We start from the raw sequence: 15,508 nt of genomic DNA on the forward strand, positions 1-15,508 counted from the left end.
AAATTAACCTAAAAATACAGTTGCTAATTCTTCAGTTTCATCAACTTCAATAAAGATAGGATTTCTTAATTTTGCAGTAGAAGAACTATCTTTAATCTTTCCTGTTCCGTCTACAGCTGCAATTTTACCAATGGTAGGAGCAATAGCACCTATAGGAACATCAGTCCTAAATCCTCTGAATTGAACAGTGCAATGACCGTCCATTTCATAAACATCAATAAATCCAAATACAGTGTCACTATCAGTTCCTAAATCAACTGTTCCAGCACCACTTACAACAACAGGTACACCAACAACTGCATCTCTGCCTTTCTCTTTAACTAATGCTTTAATTCCAGCACCAGCCTTAAATGTAGCAGCTTGAAAACCTATACCTTCAAAACTAATTCCACCTCTCATAAATTACACTTCCTTTCTTAAATTTGGGCATAAAAATAACCACTGTTTAAGTGGCTTGCCTATTTGTTGTTTAAATCTTTTTCTAATGCTTCAATTGTTTTGACTATCTCATTTTTTCTTTGTTTTTCTTCGGACAGACTGTTTTCAAGTCGATTAATTTGGAAATCAACATCAAGCAGATTTCTTCTTTCACAAGAAAGTCTATCTTCTAACATTTTTTTAGTAATCTCTTGCATATTAATGCCTCCTATATTTTTTATTTTCCTACTTTAAAAGCCTCATCTGGTAAGTCTTTGGTTTGCACTTGCCCAGCAGCAGGATCTGTTTTTCTTCCAGCAGGAATACTCACATTAGCTTGTAGTTCCCATGTTTTCATGATATTTTTAATATCATTCGTACTCATAGTAGTAAAACTTTTCTCCCAAGTTTCCTTAGTGAAATCATTACCCATAGCACGGACACCCATAGCTATAGCTTCATCTGATAAATTCTTACGATATTCTTGACCTTCTTTAGCCAACTTTAAAACTTCATCAGCGGATAGTTCAGTACCTAGTTTTTCAGTAACTTGGTCTTGAGCCATAAATACACCTTCTTGAGGTTCTGCTACCTTTATTGAGTTCTCCCATTTCTCAATCATTGCATTCAAGGCAGTAGTTACTTCACCAGCATTAAGAGCCTCAGCTTCTTCGTTAGTAAATCCAATTCCAATTAATGCATTTAATAATTTTTCATCCATTGATTTTTCACTTCCTTCCAAATTATCATCTTGAATTTTTGCACCCTTGAATATTTTTTTATGCTCTGATTTCTTAACCATAGTAACAATATCCCCATTATGATAATGACCAAGTAGGGGAGTGTTTTCTGGTAATTCTTCTTTATCTTCCAAAATACTAAATTTACCTGAAGTAGTTTCTATAATATCCCCATGTTTAGATTGAGTTACTACAGCACCAGGATAAGCACCATCCCAGACAATACTTTCTTCAAAGAGGGAATTGTTATTATAAGGAATTATAATAGAAGGGGGCATGGCAGTTAATGTACATACCTTTTTACTTCCATCTTCCATAGTATAAGTACCACCTCTGTAATGGTTACAATCTCTACTATAGTAGTTCATTCCGCAAATAGAACAAGTCATTCTATCAGTGCTAAACCCTATTGATGTGTCAGAAAGTATTCCAGTTTCAATCCTCTTTATGAGAGCATTAGCAGATACACCGTCAATGATTTCATCATCTCTTACAATGAATTTATCTAAGTGCATTTCTACAGTTTCACCTTCGGCACTACTAGGAATAATCCTTCCATCAAACACCTTTCCATAAGGAATTCCTTGAATGCCACCCCAGTTACTCCAATTATGATTTAGCATAAATGAAACACCTTTTTTAGCATCTTCAATCATAACTTGTAGCAGTTCAGGACTTAATTTTGTATATCTATTGGGTATCAATAAATCACCAGCAGATTTGCCACTAAAAACAAAAACTTCATCTTTAGATAAGGTTCTTTTAGCTAATTTATTAATTTTAGTCAACTGTTCATCTGTTGGTACTCCAAAATTACTCATTTATTCACCTTCTTTCTGTTTCATAAATTCTCTTATTTCATCCTTTGTATAGCCTGTTTCAGGATATGAGCAATATTTTGTGTAGTGTTTAGGCATATCAGATATATATTCCATATCTTGTTTATCAAGGATAATCATAATAGGTTCATCATTGGAGTCGTAAATTTTATTTCCTATCTTTACCTTCAAAGGAGTCACCTTCTTCCTTGCATAATTCTTCACATAAGCAACCTTCACAATCAAAACAATCTTTTAATTCCTTTGGAGGTTCATCAAATGGTACCTTCAATGGATAAAGGTTTTTCTTCCCTCGAATGTTTGTCATTATCAACGCTAACACCTCCATTACTCAAGCTAATCCTAATATTTTCACTTGGCTTGTTGCCTATAGCTTTTTCAACTCCCATGACTTCTTGAGCCGCTTTATCTGCATCTATCCAATCCATCAATTGAGCTATTACATAGAATTGTTGTTTCATCAGATTAACATTAAGTCTTTGTTCTTCGGATTCCCAATCAACGATATCATGCTTAAACTTAGCAATAGCCTGTTCGCCATTAACCCTTAACCATAGTCTAGCTATTTCTTCAATAATTCGCTTAGAACCTCTTTGACAAGAGTTAATACCACTAACAAATATCTTAAATTGAACGGTTCCCCAAGATTCAGTCACACCCTGATTTCTATTCATAAAAATAGCCATCTGTTTTAATCCAGATAGCGTTTGAGTATCAAGCATTTCAGTTATTGCTCTAACATCAAGACTTCTTCCGCCATTAGCTCCATTAGTCATATTAATTTTCACATCATCAAAATGAATATAATCACTATCAGGAGCAATGTTTTCCATCATATTAACAATATTATTATGTTGTTCATTGAGCCAATTTTGAAGTTCTTTGGGATTGTTTTTTATATGTGGAGGGCAGTAGGTCATAAGTCTCTCCAAGACAATCTCAATATCATTTCTAGGATAGCCTTGATGATGGAGTACGGCTTGAAGGTCTTGGAGTATCTGCATTTGAAAATCTATAGCCTGTAATACAGGAGTCATTGTTAATGTTCCTCTAGGGTCGCCAATATCAGGGTCAGTAGGTACCCAAAAGAAGTTAGCATGTTCTTTATCAAGGTAAATTTTCTTATGCATATCATACTGGAACGGTACCCATATTTTACGACCTTTGATTTCTTTAAGTTCCCACTCAATAGTTTGCGGTTTGACAGGATAGACGTCATATATATCTTTTCTATTAGGAGTAACCTCACTTCAACACCCATAGCACCTAATAAAAAAGAGCTGTGATGTAATTGATCTATCAATCCATCAAGCCCACTATTGGATATTTCGTTTATCCTTGAAGCAAAATCTCTCCATCTATCTTCTAAATCAGTTCTTCTAGTCTTGCCATCAATAGCATAGAAGTGCATCTCGTTTCCTTGATTAGCTAATCTTACAAAATTCCACACTGCCATACTAATGTCAGGATTAACTCTTTTTAAATATTCTATAGCTGCAGCTTCCTCTGGAATACTTCTTAAAGTTTTAAGCACATCACCAGTCCTTGAACGAAAAGGGGAGAGGGTAGAGGTATAACCATTATTTATTTGAGTTTGTCTACCAGTAGGAATATGCCGAGGTTCAGCTCTTGCTCTTGCAAATTGTCTATTAGAAAGTCCCATTTACATCACCTTACCTTTTCCAATGCTTTCCTAGTGCAAAGTTTAATCTTTGTCTTTCGCCATATGAAAGCTTTGTTGCTTGTTTCATATCTAAGTAATCTCTTTCAGCTTTGAGTTTATCCATTCGGATTTTTTCATCAATTTTGCTTCTTTGTATTTTCCACGATAAATCTATCGCCATTACCAAAATAACAGGTATAAATATTATAACAAGTAACGATTTCATAGGTTATAACCCCCTAGTATTCTAATACGGAAAGTTTAGTTTCTTTTTCACATATAGCATAGATTTTACCATGCCAATTATCTAATGAAATACTGCCACCATTGCCATAGTTAGGAGAAGTATCAGGAGCTAATACAAAATGAAAGTCCTCCTTAGAGATTCTACTATCTAACTTAAGGTAACAAGGTTCTAGCCCTATATTTTGAATTATAAGTTTTGTTCTACTTTCATTGCAACCTAACACAAATGTAACAGATGAATTAATTTTTTTAATTGGATTTTCATTGGCTATATAATTTTCTTCTTTAGAAAGCTTACCATCTATGGATTTAAGAGGTTCTAAAAGTTCAGCACCAGTCTTTATTATCCAATTAGTAATCAATCCAATTTCTTTTAAGAGATTGTTCCAAAATTTCATTTATATCACCTTCACTTTTTAAGCTTTTCTATTTCATTAATTATTTGTGCTTTAGCTATATTAGCTATGTTAGGGCTATTTTCAATTAGTTCGGAAATAAAATCGGCTTCATTATCATCTATCTCAATTTCTCCATCATTCGTAAGATTCACTGCCCAAGTCATCATTTTGGCAGGCTTCCCAACAGTTGACATAGCTAAAATATTAGCTAATATATCACTTAGTTTTTCATTAAAAGGTGAGCCATTGAGATTAATAAGATTTTTATCAAGATTTAACTTCATTTTGTGTCACCTGCAATTCAAATTCTTTAATTAGTCCTTTAACAGTATGTTCTGCAATTTCTTTTGTCATTTCTTCAATGCTCATGTTAGGGTTAGCTTTAAATTTCTCGACTACTGATTCAGATAAGTCATCTATGCAACTTTCCATAATGTCCTGAAATTGTTGGGCAAATAATATTACAGCAGTAGAAAATTTTGTTTCAAACTGTTTTTCTTGTTTTTCATTCATAATATCTCCTCCATTTTTAAATTATTGACACTGACTTTTAGGTTTGCCACATCTACAACACCTATAGCCTAATTCTTCATAATATTTGATTTTATGTCTAAATATCCAAAAACATTTTTTCATATAACCACCTCCAATTTATATGTAAGTCACTGCACCAAGGAAGGACGGTCGGAGGCAGACCAAATCCTATATAAGTTCCTTGGTTATTGACAGTGTGGTATATAAAAAACAACCTCATTAGAGATTGCTTGATATATCAATTATTAATCTGTTTTACTGATTCCACTAACTTTGCCCATCCAAGGTAATAGTAGGGCAGGGGACTGGAAGTCACTAAAACAGAAATACAAGGCACTTACAATATCATCATGGCCACTGTCGGTAGCATTGTGATATTGAGTTGTTCTTCCTTCTCTATCCACAGATACATAGTCTTGTAATTGCTTTTCAGTTTCAGCACTCCAAGGTATTTGACACCATTGTTGTTCTACTACTACTGCAAAATCTTCAACTAATTTAGCCTTATTATTACCTTGTTCATTTATAGGTACATTAGGTATTCCTCTTTTAGTAAGTTGTGAACCAATGGTTTCACCAAGTCCAGTTTGACCAAAGTTTACAGTAGCACCATTATATAATCTTGAATACATAGCTAATTTATCCCATTGAGCATCCCATCCAAGTCTACTCATAAGGTCAATTTTAACAACTTTTCCTTTACTATCTCTAATAACACAAGGCTTACCATCGCCCTTAGATGCAGGGTCATAGCCTATAGTATATGTTTCGAATGGGTCAACTTTTTCCCATTCAGACCAAAATTCAGCCATAGCTTCATCTGAACGACAATCGAGTGGAGGCCTAACGAGAACTCTGTCATAGTGAGGGAATACGGAGTTAATCTCCATGATGAATTCAGCTAGATAGTCTTGCCTGTATCTATCATTAGTCATTCCCATCTTAATCTCATCTTCAAAGGTGATAGGATTACCCATTGAATCTTCGCCAACAATAGTGTATCTTTTAGCTGCCATATGAGGGTTATCCCATGTTGAAAAATGAAATGTTTCGTAAGAAGGAGAGTAGAGAGAAGAATCTTTATCTCCCATTAAAGATAACTTATAGAAATAAGTCCGACCTCTAGGAGTACTGTTGATTAATGCGATTCCGCCTTTGCCACCTGGACCTCTACCAGGTGAGTCAAGTCTTTGTCTAAGGTTAGCCCAAACTGTATCAAGTTCTTTAACTCTAGCAGCCTCGGTTATAGTTACAATATCAAGACCAACTCCGACTAAAGTTTCAGGGTCATCAGCTGAGTGGACTTCTATGATTCCACCATTGATAGTTTCTATAGTTAGATTAGATAGTGAGATGTCATAAACTAGTTCCTTAGGTAGTAACTTCTTTAAATCACGCCAATTTTGCCTTGCTAATCTCATATTAGGAGCAACTATCCACCAAAGTACAGGAGGATTTACATCAATGGAACGTTCCTCATTTTCCATTTCTATAAATCTCATTACACCTTCGCCAATAGATCCTAAGTCTTTTCCAAAACGGTTCCCACAGACAAGTATCTTAAATCTGGCTTCACTATCATGAATCTTCTGTTGTGCAGCATGGGGAGAGTAGGGGATAGTGACTTTCTTAAATCCATTGGCTTTTGCCATTCGACAAGAGCCACAAGTCTTTTGATTATTGTATCTATTTTGTGAAGGAACCCAAACTCTTTCAAAATGCTTTCCACATTCTTCACATATTCCAATTCTTTCAGCAGAGGAATGCTGTATATATTTTTCATTTATACGGTCAATTCGACCAATTGAGCCACCTTTTCTAGGCATAATATCACCTTCCAAAGTAGGCTCAAGGCTCAAATATTTATTTCTATTTCTTTTTTACATTGTTTGCACCATATAAATATCTTTTTAGCTTTACTTTCTTTTTCAACCCTGCATAGTTTTTTACCACAGTGAGGGCAGAGGTACCATTCCTTAGTCATGTTAAGACCTCAAATCTCTTACTGGAAGCCCTGCATCTTTTAGAGAGTGCCATATATCAAGAAACATTCTTTTATAGAAGCCATTGGCATATCTGCGAGAACCATCTCCCCAATCGCTGTATCGTTCCATAAACCCTATATCTATCGGCTCACTATTGTCAGATAAAGCGAGGTATATACAATGTACAGTTGTCTTCCCAGTACTCCTGTTTCTAGCACGACATTTTTTGCCGTCAAAATGAGATATACAAGATTTAACGACACTTTCTTTATAAGAGAATAATAAGCAAGGGCATATATCAGGAAATGGAGTTCTATTAATTAGCCACTCTTTCTGCCATGGATAAAGTTTCATATTTAAAACTTTTTCAATCAAAGGTATAGTTTCTTCTGTTATTTCCATATAATCACCAACTTTCAAGTATAAAAATAGCCCAGTCCTCGTAAGGAACATGGGCTTGAGTAGTAATATATAATTTTGGCAGGCACCTAGGGAATTGAACCCTACACAGTCGGATTTGGAGTCCAACTCGCCACCTTGGAACATGGGCACCTATATTTGGTGAGAAGTGGGTGAGTCGAACGCCCCGAGTCTAAGACAACTGATTTACAGTCAGCACCGCTACCTCTACGGTATAACTACCCATAATAAAACCCGTCATATTCGACGGGTTTAGAATTTAATTTCGCATAGAAAAAGAAACCTTATAAGAGTACTATAACAATTATTTGTTATTTAATGAATCTATTAGGCGTTTTTTGACTATAGTTTGCATTTCTATTATATCTAATTCTTGACTTGTGCCATCATACCTTACATAAAGTTTATTATCATTTGACAGGTATATAATTGTTTTATCAAATGCTGCGGGTATAGAAATTTCAATTACAAAAAGATTATTATGAGTTTGATTATTTTTGATTACGGGAATAAATTCTATAATAAAATCATCTGCTATAACTTTAGGCTTAATATCATAAATTTTACTAAATATTAGTTGGCGAATATTATCTTTTTGTTCACTACTTAATTCAATCCCTTTAATTATTCTTTTATCTGTAATACCATATAATATTCGTCCACCTTTAGAATTAAGAAATGAACATATATATTTTAGAATGGATTTTTTTATTATATCATGATAATTATCTTCAGATCTAATTTCTTTGAATTCATAATTTATATTTTCTTCTTTTGGATATTTGCAATCATATACCAATGAGTCATTAATTTCAAAAGAATAATCTGTTGATTTTATTGATGTTGCATTTGAAGATATTACATACTTTATCCAAATATTTACTAAAGAGTCTATAATGCTTTGTGGTAGGGTACTTATTCTATCGGTAAGTAGGTTAACATCTAGGAATATACTATCCAAGATTAATGCATAAGATTTAATAGGTAATTTGGATAGATTCTCAGGAATTTCAAAAGTAGTCTTATATTTGTTAAATCTAGAATTTGAAGTTAATGGAACACATAAAACCCTATTATAATAATTATTCATAAATTTATTTGATAAAACAATAAAGGGCCTCTTAGATTCTGGAGCTTTACTTTGATCGTTGTATTGATTCACAAAAAAGATATCACCTTGTTGTATCATAATAATACCTCATTTCTAAATAATTTTAATATATATTATTATACAACAAATACAGTAGTCTTGCTTAATAAAAGGTTATTTTGTATAATAACTCCAATTTTCCTTAACAAATCCCCTTATACCAGTACCAGGATTATACTCAGGATATAACTTTAAGAATTCAGCTTCAACATCTTCCAAAGTTTCACCTTCAATTAATCTATGCTTTACTAGATAGAGTAGGGCAAGGGAAGGGGAGCGACTAAATCCTTCGTTGCAGTGGATTAGAACTTTCAATCCTTGATTAAGTTTCTCATGAATAAAATCTAATGCCTTGTCAATCATGCCTTTGTCAAAGAATATTGACTTTGGAGCATCAACTATATTCATGTAAAGTCTATTTCCACGTTTAGCCCATAGGTATTCTGGATGGTCCTTAGGAGCACCTTTAGTAGCATAGCCCAATAATTGTCTATGGAACGGCTCTTTACATGCGTGACAAATAGCAAAGTTATTGTTCAATGCTTCAGGAACATCATATTCATTTCCAACAAATAATCCTTTAATTACTTCTTTCATTTACATTCCCTCCTTAATTAATTTCATATCATAGATATACCCTTTGTCATGGTTTCCAACATAAAAATAAAAGAACTCTTCAAATGAGTTCAATTCAATTATTTCAATATTGTTCCAATCAAATTCTTTGCAAAATTTAAGTTCAATCATCTCAAATACTCCCTCACAAAATAGTACAATTGATGATAGATAAATAATCCAGCATATTTTTTATCAATAAAATGTATATCAATGCTGTATCTATGACCAAAGGCAAGGAGGGAGGCTGTAAAGGACTTTTCGTTGTATTGAGTACTATATTTATGATTAATAATTTTCTCAAACCCAGCAGATTCTTCTACCATCATAATAAAGCGACTATCCTTGGCCCTTATAAATTCACTTTCTAACCTAGTTCTATCATTTGTTAAATTTCCACTAAGTTCCTCTAAAGATCCTTTTCTTTCAATAGTGCAATCAAAGTAAGTATCTCTTATAATGCCAAGTTCAGGATTAGCAGGGAGATAGCATGAATAGTCCCCATAATCAAGTTTTCTACTGATATGGGGAACCTTCTTATCATCAAAATATTTAATTATATGTTCATTGGCATTTTCCCTAGTATCGACTACGATAGTAATGCTTTTCAACAATTCATTTAGTTCCTTTTCGGTATATCGATATTGTCTTATCATATTTATCACCTAATCGTCATTATCTATTGAAACACCAACAGAAGTTCTTTCTCCAGAAGGAGTTTCGAATTGAGCAAATACTTTCATTTTCTTTCTTCCGCCATTTTCATCTCTAGTAATTGAATTTGCATTTTTATCACGGATATCATTTAGATTTTTAAGTGCTTCCGTAAAAAGTTTAAAGTCAAGTGGTTTTTTTATGTTATCTACAACTCCTGATAAAACATCTTTACTTAGCCCTAAATCTACAAGATTAAGCATAATATCAGTAATACTTTTTGATGTAGTTATCTTTTTAAGTTCAATCTCAAGTTTTGCTTTCTGTTGTTCGGCTTTTAGATATTGATCGCTTAATTTTGTGAGAGTTTCTGTTTTTTCTATAAGTTTGCCCTTCATATTATTTTCATCATCTACAGATATAGTAGGGGAGGACATAAGGGGATTGAATGGAAGTAAATTTTCTTCTACAATTTCACCTTCTAAAACTTCTATATCTTCAGTTGTCTTTTTATTTTTAGACATATTTATCACCTACTTAAAATTGGGACGACGATCCACAAATTCTTTCACGGCTACGGCTATCATATCATGGTATCCTACCTTCATAACTGACATAGAATTTGCATTATCTACTATTGTTTTGAATTCCTCATATAGGTCCTTAGGAAAATTTCTTATGTTGACATTGACTAGATTATCATCGGTATGCTTTTTAGGCCTACCAGGACTAATCTTTGGAACTTCGCCATTTTCTTTCCAATAATCATAATGCCTTCTAAGTATGCCATATTGATTGACCATTCCACCTTTAATAGGTTTTTCAAAGACTTCAAATAAGTGTTCTATAGGAGTCAGTTCTTCCAGATATTTAATTCCTTCAACCTTTTTTTCACTAACAGCATTTTTAGCTCTAGTATCAGGAATTCCTTCCATTTTACATATATCAAAATAGTTATAGTAGTTTTTAGGAAGTCGCTTATTATGAATTTTTCTTGGTCTGTCCATTTTTATCAACTCCATTTTTAGACAATAAAAAAAGACCTGCCTACCGATTAAGGTAAACAGGTCTGCATGAGACGCTTTTATTTAATTTCTCTATCATATTTTTCAAGCATAGGGTGGAAGTATTTTTCTTCGGCTTCTTTTCGTACTTGTGCTGCTTCTTCTAAATCGGTAAAACTCCCTAAATAATGTCTTATTCCTTTAAAATAAATTTGGGCTACCCACTTATTTCTATTTCTATTCCACGAAACACCTTTAACACCGCTTGTATTTCTTTTTGATAATTTTGAATTAAGGAAACATAGTCCTGTTCCTTCTTTAAACTCATTAACTGAATTATGTTCAAATAGATTGGAAATATTCATTTCCGCTTTTTCCCTTTGCAAACATCCGCAACTTTTTGTTGCACCATTTCTTAAATTCCGAGACTCTATTTCGATAGTGTTACCACACTCACACTCACATTCATATATAATATTGCCTCCGTTACCACGACCCACTTCTTTTATTGCTGTGAGCTTGCCAAATTTCTTGCCTTCTAAATAATGACGATTCTTTCCGCCTATTTTATTGCCATTTATTCTCGCTTTTTCCTTTTGCAAACACCCGCAACTTTTTGTTGCACCATTTCTTAAGCTAGAGGAAATTACTTCGCAAGTATTCCCACAGTCACACTTGCACAGCCAAAGAATCTGTCCCCACTTATTACGCCTATTCTTTTTTAAAATTGTTAATCTTCCAAATTTCTGTCCTGTTAAATCAATTATTCTATCCACTTTGACACTCTCCTTTTTATTTTTGGTGTGCTTGTTTTTCTAATACTCCTTCTTTAAAATAAAAAACACCCTCTGTAGTAGATACATAGTGCGTTATCTCTTTACATTTAGGGCATATTTTTTTACCTTCCCCGTCAGCTTCGAGGAGCTTCTTGTTACACTTTTGACATCTAATGTCCTGCATTTAATCACCGCCTAAGTTTTATTTTATGTATTAAAAAAGGACAGCCAATTTTGACTATCCTTGTGAATTAATTATATTTAAATCTCTCTTTTTTCTTCAGTAGATTTATTTAACCACTCTTCAAAAAGAGGTGCATTAATTTTGTTCGTATTTCCAATTTTAATTATTGGAAAATCAGGCTCACTTCTTATAAGTTCATACAACTTTCCTCTACCTACTCCATATTTTTCAGCAGTTTCATTTACCGTTAGAAGATATTTATTTTTATTTAAGACTGATTGATTAGTGGTTTCAGAAGGGATATTTTTAGAAATTAAAGTCTGTCTATTATTGAATTTGTCTTCATTTATCATTTCAGCAAATGCTTCAACTACCAACTTTAAACCCTTAACCAATTTTTCCTCTGTATTCATCTGATACACCCCTTTATAAAATTTACTTAATAAAAGTATAGCATATCAGATGTGAAGTTACCTTATATTATTACCTAATTTAGGCATACATCTAGGCAAAGCACATTTATAACTTAGTCCAGTCCATGTACCCCAAGGGCAACCTTCGCATTTATGACCTTTGCGTTGTTCTTCTTTGATTTTGAATAGACATTTCGCTAATCTGCATTCAAAATTTCCATCTAGTTTTTCAAAATAATATTTGCATTCTTCACATTTCATTTTTTATCACCTACACAAAACTTTGCAAAGTTTTCTAATTCAGGCCACGTTTTGCTTAAAAGTGTTTTTACCGTAGTAATGCAATTCTTTACAATCTCACCTAAAGTAGGCATTTCACCATTGTTTTTTTCTTCATATTCAGCTAAATAATCTAGTAGCCTTTGAGCTTTTTTTGAAAGTTTCATTTTCTCACACCCTTTTGAGGATTAAAATATTGTTGCTTGTATTTATCTTTTTCAATTTTATGCTTAACTTTTTCTATGTATTTTTTATCTAAAGAGATCCTTAGAACGGTACCACGTAAATAATCTGAATCAGGTACTATCTGCCTATCCATCATTTTTAATAGATTCTTACAGGTTCCAAGGTACTTAACATGACCATGGTTTTTATATTTCCCAAGGGTATTTATAATAATATGGCCGTCTTTGTAATCGTCTTCAATTACTATATATGGTCCATGTGTATAAGCTAATTTGCCCATAATATCAACTCCGATTTGATATGTAAAAAAGACCAAGAATTAGTCCTGGTCTTAATGTATTGTGTATAGGTAGAACTATCTGCACGTTCACTTATTGGCACCTTAGGTATTTAGGATTATATATCCTCACCGACGGTATAAACTTTTCATTAGCCACCTATTATAATTTATATGAAGTTTTTAGCTAATCATAACTAAGGCACTCCATGAGCCGATAAAAGGGTAGGAGGGAAATACAAATGACAGCATTAAAAATAATGCCAATGGCGGAGAAGGAGAGATTTGAACTCTCGTATCTCATAAGAGATATCTTCCTTAGCAGGGAAGTACCATCAGCCTAGCTCGGTCACTTCTCCATGTTTTTATTTATTATCATATTTAGCCCATCTAGTATTTTTAAACATTTCATATAGTGTCTTATTGATCCATCTACCTCTATATTGAATGTAGGGATTGAAGAAGTACTTAGTTTTATGGTTAGTAATGTTTTGAGCTATAATTCCTCTATCTATTAATGTCTTTATAGAATTGTCAGTGGTCTTTTGGGTTAATCCTAAATTTATGGAAATCCATTCTTTATTTATTGGTTGGTTATTTCCAAATGCTATTAAGCCACTTTTATAGTGTGTATTTGAAATCATAAGTAACAATATTCTATATTCTGATGCAGTAAGTTTTTCGTTAGCTAGTTGCTTAGATGCAAATTCACTTAGCATAGAGAACTTTTTATCTTGACCAAAATTATAGATTTTATCTTCCTCTAGATCTGCTCCATGTTGTTTAGAGAATGAAATTTGCTTTTTCCTTATAATTCTATCGCCTTCAAATAATTCTTTTTCAATTTCTCCAGTTTCAGCATGAACTATATAACTAATAGGTTGTTGAGTATTCTCCAAGCAAATCACCTCTTTAAAGCTATGGAAAAAATTTTCCACGTGTAAAAACTCTGAAATCGTTGAAATTTCAATTAGAACTACTATTCCAATGCGACTTTGGCCCTTTTATATAATGTAATGAGCTGATAAAACAAAAACACCCCTTTTTCAAGAGATGTTTTAAAATATTTATCAATATACAGATATATTCATTTTAATTATATCACAGTTCAGAAACTCATATAGTATCAAAATGGTATCAAAATCGCCTGAAAATGTATAAGAAATGTATTAAAAACGTATTGAAAAAGCATAAACTGCATATTCGTTAGCTTATACGCATACGTGTACGCTGGACAATCGCATATCACGAATAGAGCATTGTGCATTTTACTACTTTTGGCTACAGTTTTATGATATATATAGGATTCAAATGATGATAATAAAATATTCATAGAATATTTTCATGTAACATTATAAGTAACATGATGTGAATTTTGATGTTTTTTATGATGAATTTTTTATGATTTTTCTATGATGTTTTGAACTTTTCTGGCCTTATAGGAAGGGAATATTTTTTCTAGAGGTAACTCTCCGGGCCGAGGTGCAATGGTCCCCCCACGGGTCGGCGAAAATATATCAAATAGGGCAGATATAGCATAAAAAGAGAGTAAAATGCACATGAAAAAGGTTTGTGCAAGCATTGGAAACAGTGATGTATAGAATATAATGCTTAAAATGCATAAATTCGCTAATATATTTGATTAATTCATCAATTATTAGTCACAAAACAGTAATTTTATGACTAATCTTTAAGTATAGTAATTGATGGGGAATAGAAGGTTAAAGTGATAAGGTATAGTATAGGATATATGGAAAGTATTGGAATATATATTACATGAAAAGGGTTTATTTAGGGGCGATGATACTGTTATATATGAGGTATAACAAACATAACAATATAATTACAGTATTAAATTAAACATATATAGACGTATAGCAGAAGTACATACACAATACACTATAGATATACTCAAATAGATTAATAATGATAGATAAAGCAAACTAATTAATATTAAAATAATTTATATAACATAGTAATTACAATGGTTACGGAGAATAAAAGATATAAAATAATTGAACAAATCTATTGACATACGTATAAATACGTGCTATAATAAGTTATAGATATAAAAGAGGTGGCGATAGATGAAATATAGCGAATTAAAGAAATACTTAAAGAAAAATGGTTGTAATTTTGTTCGTAATGGAGCAAATCATGAAATTTGGTACAGTGAAAAGACGAACAAAGAATTCCCAGTCGGGCGACATAATTCAAAGGAAGTAGCATCTGGCACTCTTAAAGCAATATTAAAGCAGGCAGGACTTGAATAGAGTCCTTCTTGCTATTACAAATATATAAAGATAAAATATAAGGAGATGAATAATATGGCTAAATACGTATATCCTGCTATTTTCTCAAAAGAGGAAAATGGATTGTATTCAATAGTCTTTCCTGATTTTGAGGCATGTTTTACTCAAGGTGACGATATTCAAGATGGGTTATTTATGGCGAATGATGTACTATGCTTAACTCTATATGATATGGAAGAAAATAAAAAGGAGATTCCAACTCCATCAGACCCATTAAAAATCAAAGTTGAAAATAATGAATTTGTCACATTAGTGAGTTGTGATACTCTAGAATATCGTAAGTTCTATGATAATAAAGCTGTAAAGAAAACATTAACGATTCCGTCATGGTTGAATACGATGGCAGAGAGAGAAGAGATTAACTTCTCACAATTGTTACAAGAAGCGTTAAAAGACAGATTACAAATACAATAATA

The 15,508-nt window shown here is 32.6% G+C and carries 28 protein-coding genes and 3 tRNA genes; 2 read left to right on the forward strand and 29 right to left on the reverse strand.

The window, feature by feature from the left end; genetic code table 11:
* Positions 1 to 3 precede the first annotated feature (3 nt).
* The 29 genes from CIW83_RS09680 to CIW83_RS09800 form a co-directional block, all read right to left on the reverse strand.
* Positions 4 to 399 (reverse strand): hypothetical protein, encoded by a 396-nt coding sequence (locus CIW83_RS09680; protein WP_094900654.1) that lies wholly within the window; start codon positions 397 to 399, stop codon positions 4 to 6.
* A gap of 59 nt (positions 400 to 458) precedes the next feature.
* Positions 459 to 635 carry a hypothetical protein gene (locus tag CIW83_RS22230; RefSeq protein WP_158220079.1) on the reverse strand — a complete coding sequence of 59 codons (177 nt, stop codon included), beginning with the start codon at positions 633 to 635 and terminating at the stop codon, positions 459 to 461.
* A 20-nt stretch (positions 636 to 655) separates the two neighbouring features.
* Complete coding sequence (locus CIW83_RS09685; RefSeq protein ID WP_094900656.1) at positions 656 to 1,978, reverse strand: hypothetical protein; 1,323 nt, start codon at positions 1,976 to 1,978, stop codon at positions 656 to 658.
* Positions 1,979 to 2,200 carry a hypothetical protein gene (locus tag CIW83_RS09690; protein ID WP_158220080.1) on the reverse strand — a complete coding sequence of 74 codons (222 nt, stop codon included), beginning with the start codon at positions 2,198 to 2,200 and terminating at the stop codon, positions 1,979 to 1,981.
* Between the two features lie 50 nt (positions 2,201 to 2,250).
* A complete protein-coding gene (locus tag CIW83_RS09695; protein WP_094900660.1) occupies positions 2,251 to 3,033 on the reverse strand; it encodes a hypothetical protein in 783 nt (260 codons plus the stop codon).
* 2 nt (positions 3,034 to 3,035) lie between these two features.
* The gene (locus tag CIW83_RS09700; RefSeq protein ID WP_094900662.1) at positions 3,036 to 3,659 is read right to left on the reverse strand and encodes a hypothetical protein; all 624 of its coding nucleotides are present in this window, start codon (positions 3,657 to 3,659) and stop codon (positions 3,036 to 3,038) included.
* Positions 3,660 to 3,669: 10 nt separating this feature from the next.
* Positions 3,670 to 3,885, reverse strand: a complete 216-nt coding sequence (locus CIW83_RS09705; protein ID WP_094900664.1) for a hypothetical protein — start codon at positions 3,883 to 3,885, stop codon at positions 3,670 to 3,672.
* A 13-nt stretch (positions 3,886 to 3,898) separates the two neighbouring features.
* The gene (locus CIW83_RS09710) at positions 3,899 to 4,303 is read right to left on the reverse strand and encodes a hypothetical protein (protein ID WP_094900666.1); all 405 of its coding nucleotides are present in this window, start codon (positions 4,301 to 4,303) and stop codon (positions 3,899 to 3,901) included.
* 11 nt (positions 4,304 to 4,314) lie between these two features.
* Complete coding sequence (locus tag CIW83_RS09715; RefSeq protein WP_094900668.1) at positions 4,315 to 4,587, reverse strand: hypothetical protein; 273 nt, start codon at positions 4,585 to 4,587, stop codon at positions 4,315 to 4,317.
* The gene (locus CIW83_RS09720; protein ID WP_094900670.1) at positions 4,571 to 4,816 is read right to left on the reverse strand and encodes a hypothetical protein; all 246 of its coding nucleotides are present in this window, start codon (positions 4,814 to 4,816) and stop codon (positions 4,571 to 4,573) included. The genes CIW83_RS09715 and CIW83_RS09720 overlap by 17 nt, the downstream gene beginning before the upstream one ends.
* A gap of 266 nt (positions 4,817 to 5,082) precedes the next feature.
* Positions 5,083 to 6,663, reverse strand: coding sequence for a hypothetical protein (locus tag CIW83_RS09725; protein ID WP_094900672.1), 1,581 nt, complete (start codon positions 6,661 to 6,663; stop codon positions 5,083 to 5,085).
* 29 nt (positions 6,664 to 6,692) lie between these two features.
* A complete protein-coding gene (locus CIW83_RS24330; protein ID WP_255374352.1) occupies positions 6,693 to 6,821 on the reverse strand; it encodes a hypothetical protein in 129 nt (42 codons plus the stop codon).
* Position 6,822: 1 nt separating this feature from the next.
* Positions 6,823 to 7,224, reverse strand: coding sequence for a hypothetical protein (locus CIW83_RS09730; protein ID WP_094900674.1), 402 nt, complete (start codon positions 7,222 to 7,224; stop codon positions 6,823 to 6,825).
* Positions 7,225 to 7,300: 76 nt separating this feature from the next.
* Positions 7,301 to 7,376, reverse strand: a tRNA-OTHER gene (locus tag CIW83_RS09735).
* Positions 7,377 to 7,381: 5 nt separating this feature from the next.
* Positions 7,382 to 7,466: transfer RNA gene (locus CIW83_RS09740), tRNA-Tyr, on the reverse strand.
* Between the two features lie 80 nt (positions 7,467 to 7,546).
* Entirely contained in the window at positions 7,547 to 8,431 is an 885-nt protein-coding gene (locus CIW83_RS09745) for an RNA-binding domain-containing protein (protein ID WP_094900676.1), read from the reverse strand.
* A 75-nt stretch (positions 8,432 to 8,506) separates the two neighbouring features.
* Positions 8,507 to 8,989, reverse strand: a complete 483-nt coding sequence (locus CIW83_RS09750) for a dual specificity protein phosphatase (RefSeq protein WP_094900678.1) — start codon at positions 8,987 to 8,989, stop codon at positions 8,507 to 8,509.
* Positions 8,990 to 9,139: a hypothetical protein gene (locus tag CIW83_RS22235; protein WP_158220081.1), complete on the reverse strand. Its 150-nt coding sequence runs from the start codon at positions 9,137 to 9,139 to the stop codon at positions 8,990 to 8,992. It abuts the gene before it with no gap.
* A complete protein-coding gene (locus CIW83_RS09755) occupies positions 9,136 to 9,663 on the reverse strand; it encodes an ERCC4 domain-containing protein (RefSeq protein ID WP_094900680.1) in 528 nt (175 codons plus the stop codon). Before CIW83_RS09755 ends, CIW83_RS22235 begins: the two co-directional genes overlap by 4 nt.
* A gap of 9 nt (positions 9,664 to 9,672) precedes the next feature.
* Complete coding sequence (locus tag CIW83_RS09760; RefSeq protein WP_094900682.1) at positions 9,673 to 10,185, reverse strand: hypothetical protein; 513 nt, start codon at positions 10,183 to 10,185, stop codon at positions 9,673 to 9,675.
* A gap of 9 nt (positions 10,186 to 10,194) precedes the next feature.
* Positions 10,195 to 10,668, reverse strand: a complete 474-nt coding sequence (locus CIW83_RS09765) for a hypothetical protein (protein WP_094900684.1) — start codon at positions 10,666 to 10,668, stop codon at positions 10,195 to 10,197.
* Positions 10,669 to 10,745: 77 nt separating this feature from the next.
* Positions 10,746 to 11,441 carry an AP2 domain-containing protein gene (locus CIW83_RS09770; RefSeq protein WP_094900686.1) on the reverse strand — a complete coding sequence of 232 codons (696 nt, stop codon included), beginning with the start codon at positions 11,439 to 11,441 and terminating at the stop codon, positions 10,746 to 10,748.
* A gap of 16 nt (positions 11,442 to 11,457) precedes the next feature.
* Positions 11,458 to 11,625, reverse strand: coding sequence for a hypothetical protein (locus tag CIW83_RS22240; protein WP_158220082.1), 168 nt, complete (start codon positions 11,623 to 11,625; stop codon positions 11,458 to 11,460).
* 77 nt (positions 11,626 to 11,702) lie between these two features.
* Complete coding sequence (locus CIW83_RS09775; RefSeq protein ID WP_094900688.1) at positions 11,703 to 12,038, reverse strand: helix-turn-helix domain-containing protein; 336 nt, start codon at positions 12,036 to 12,038, stop codon at positions 11,703 to 11,705.
* A gap of 57 nt (positions 12,039 to 12,095) precedes the next feature.
* Positions 12,096 to 12,299, reverse strand: a complete 204-nt coding sequence (locus tag CIW83_RS09780; protein ID WP_094900690.1) for a hypothetical protein — start codon at positions 12,297 to 12,299, stop codon at positions 12,096 to 12,098.
* Positions 12,296 to 12,484, reverse strand: a complete 189-nt coding sequence (locus CIW83_RS09785; RefSeq protein WP_094900692.1) for a hypothetical protein — start codon at positions 12,482 to 12,484, stop codon at positions 12,296 to 12,298. Before CIW83_RS09785 ends, CIW83_RS09780 begins: the two co-directional genes overlap by 4 nt.
* Complete coding sequence (locus CIW83_RS09790; RefSeq protein WP_094900694.1) at positions 12,481 to 12,783, reverse strand: hypothetical protein; 303 nt, start codon at positions 12,781 to 12,783, stop codon at positions 12,481 to 12,483. The genes CIW83_RS09785 and CIW83_RS09790 overlap by 4 nt, the downstream gene beginning before the upstream one ends.
* A gap of 264 nt (positions 12,784 to 13,047) precedes the next feature.
* Positions 13,048 to 13,139 (reverse strand) — tRNA-Ser (locus CIW83_RS09795).
* Positions 13,140 to 13,145: 6 nt separating this feature from the next.
* Complete coding sequence (locus CIW83_RS09800) at positions 13,146 to 13,679, reverse strand: hypothetical protein (protein WP_094900696.1); 534 nt, start codon at positions 13,677 to 13,679, stop codon at positions 13,146 to 13,148.
* Positions 13,680 to 14,867: 1,188 nt separating this feature from the next.
* Here CIW83_RS09800 and CIW83_RS09805 point away from each other — a divergent pair.
* Both CIW83_RS09805 and CIW83_RS09810 read left to right on the forward strand, forming a co-directional pair.
* On the forward strand, positions 14,868 to 15,053 hold the full coding sequence (locus CIW83_RS09805) for a type II toxin-antitoxin system HicA family toxin (protein ID WP_094900698.1): 186 nt from the start codon (positions 14,868 to 14,870) through the stop codon (positions 15,051 to 15,053).
* Positions 15,054 to 15,107: 54 nt separating this feature from the next.
* Positions 15,108 to 15,506, forward strand: a complete 399-nt coding sequence (locus CIW83_RS09810) for a type II toxin-antitoxin system HicB family antitoxin (RefSeq protein ID WP_094900700.1) — start codon at positions 15,108 to 15,110, stop codon at positions 15,504 to 15,506.
* Positions 15,507 to 15,508: the final 2 nt, after the last annotated feature.

The organism is Tissierella sp. P1 (genome assembly GCF_002266425.1).
Lineage (GTDB): Bacteria > Bacillota > Clostridia > Tissierellales > Tissierellaceae > Tissierella > Tissierella carlieri.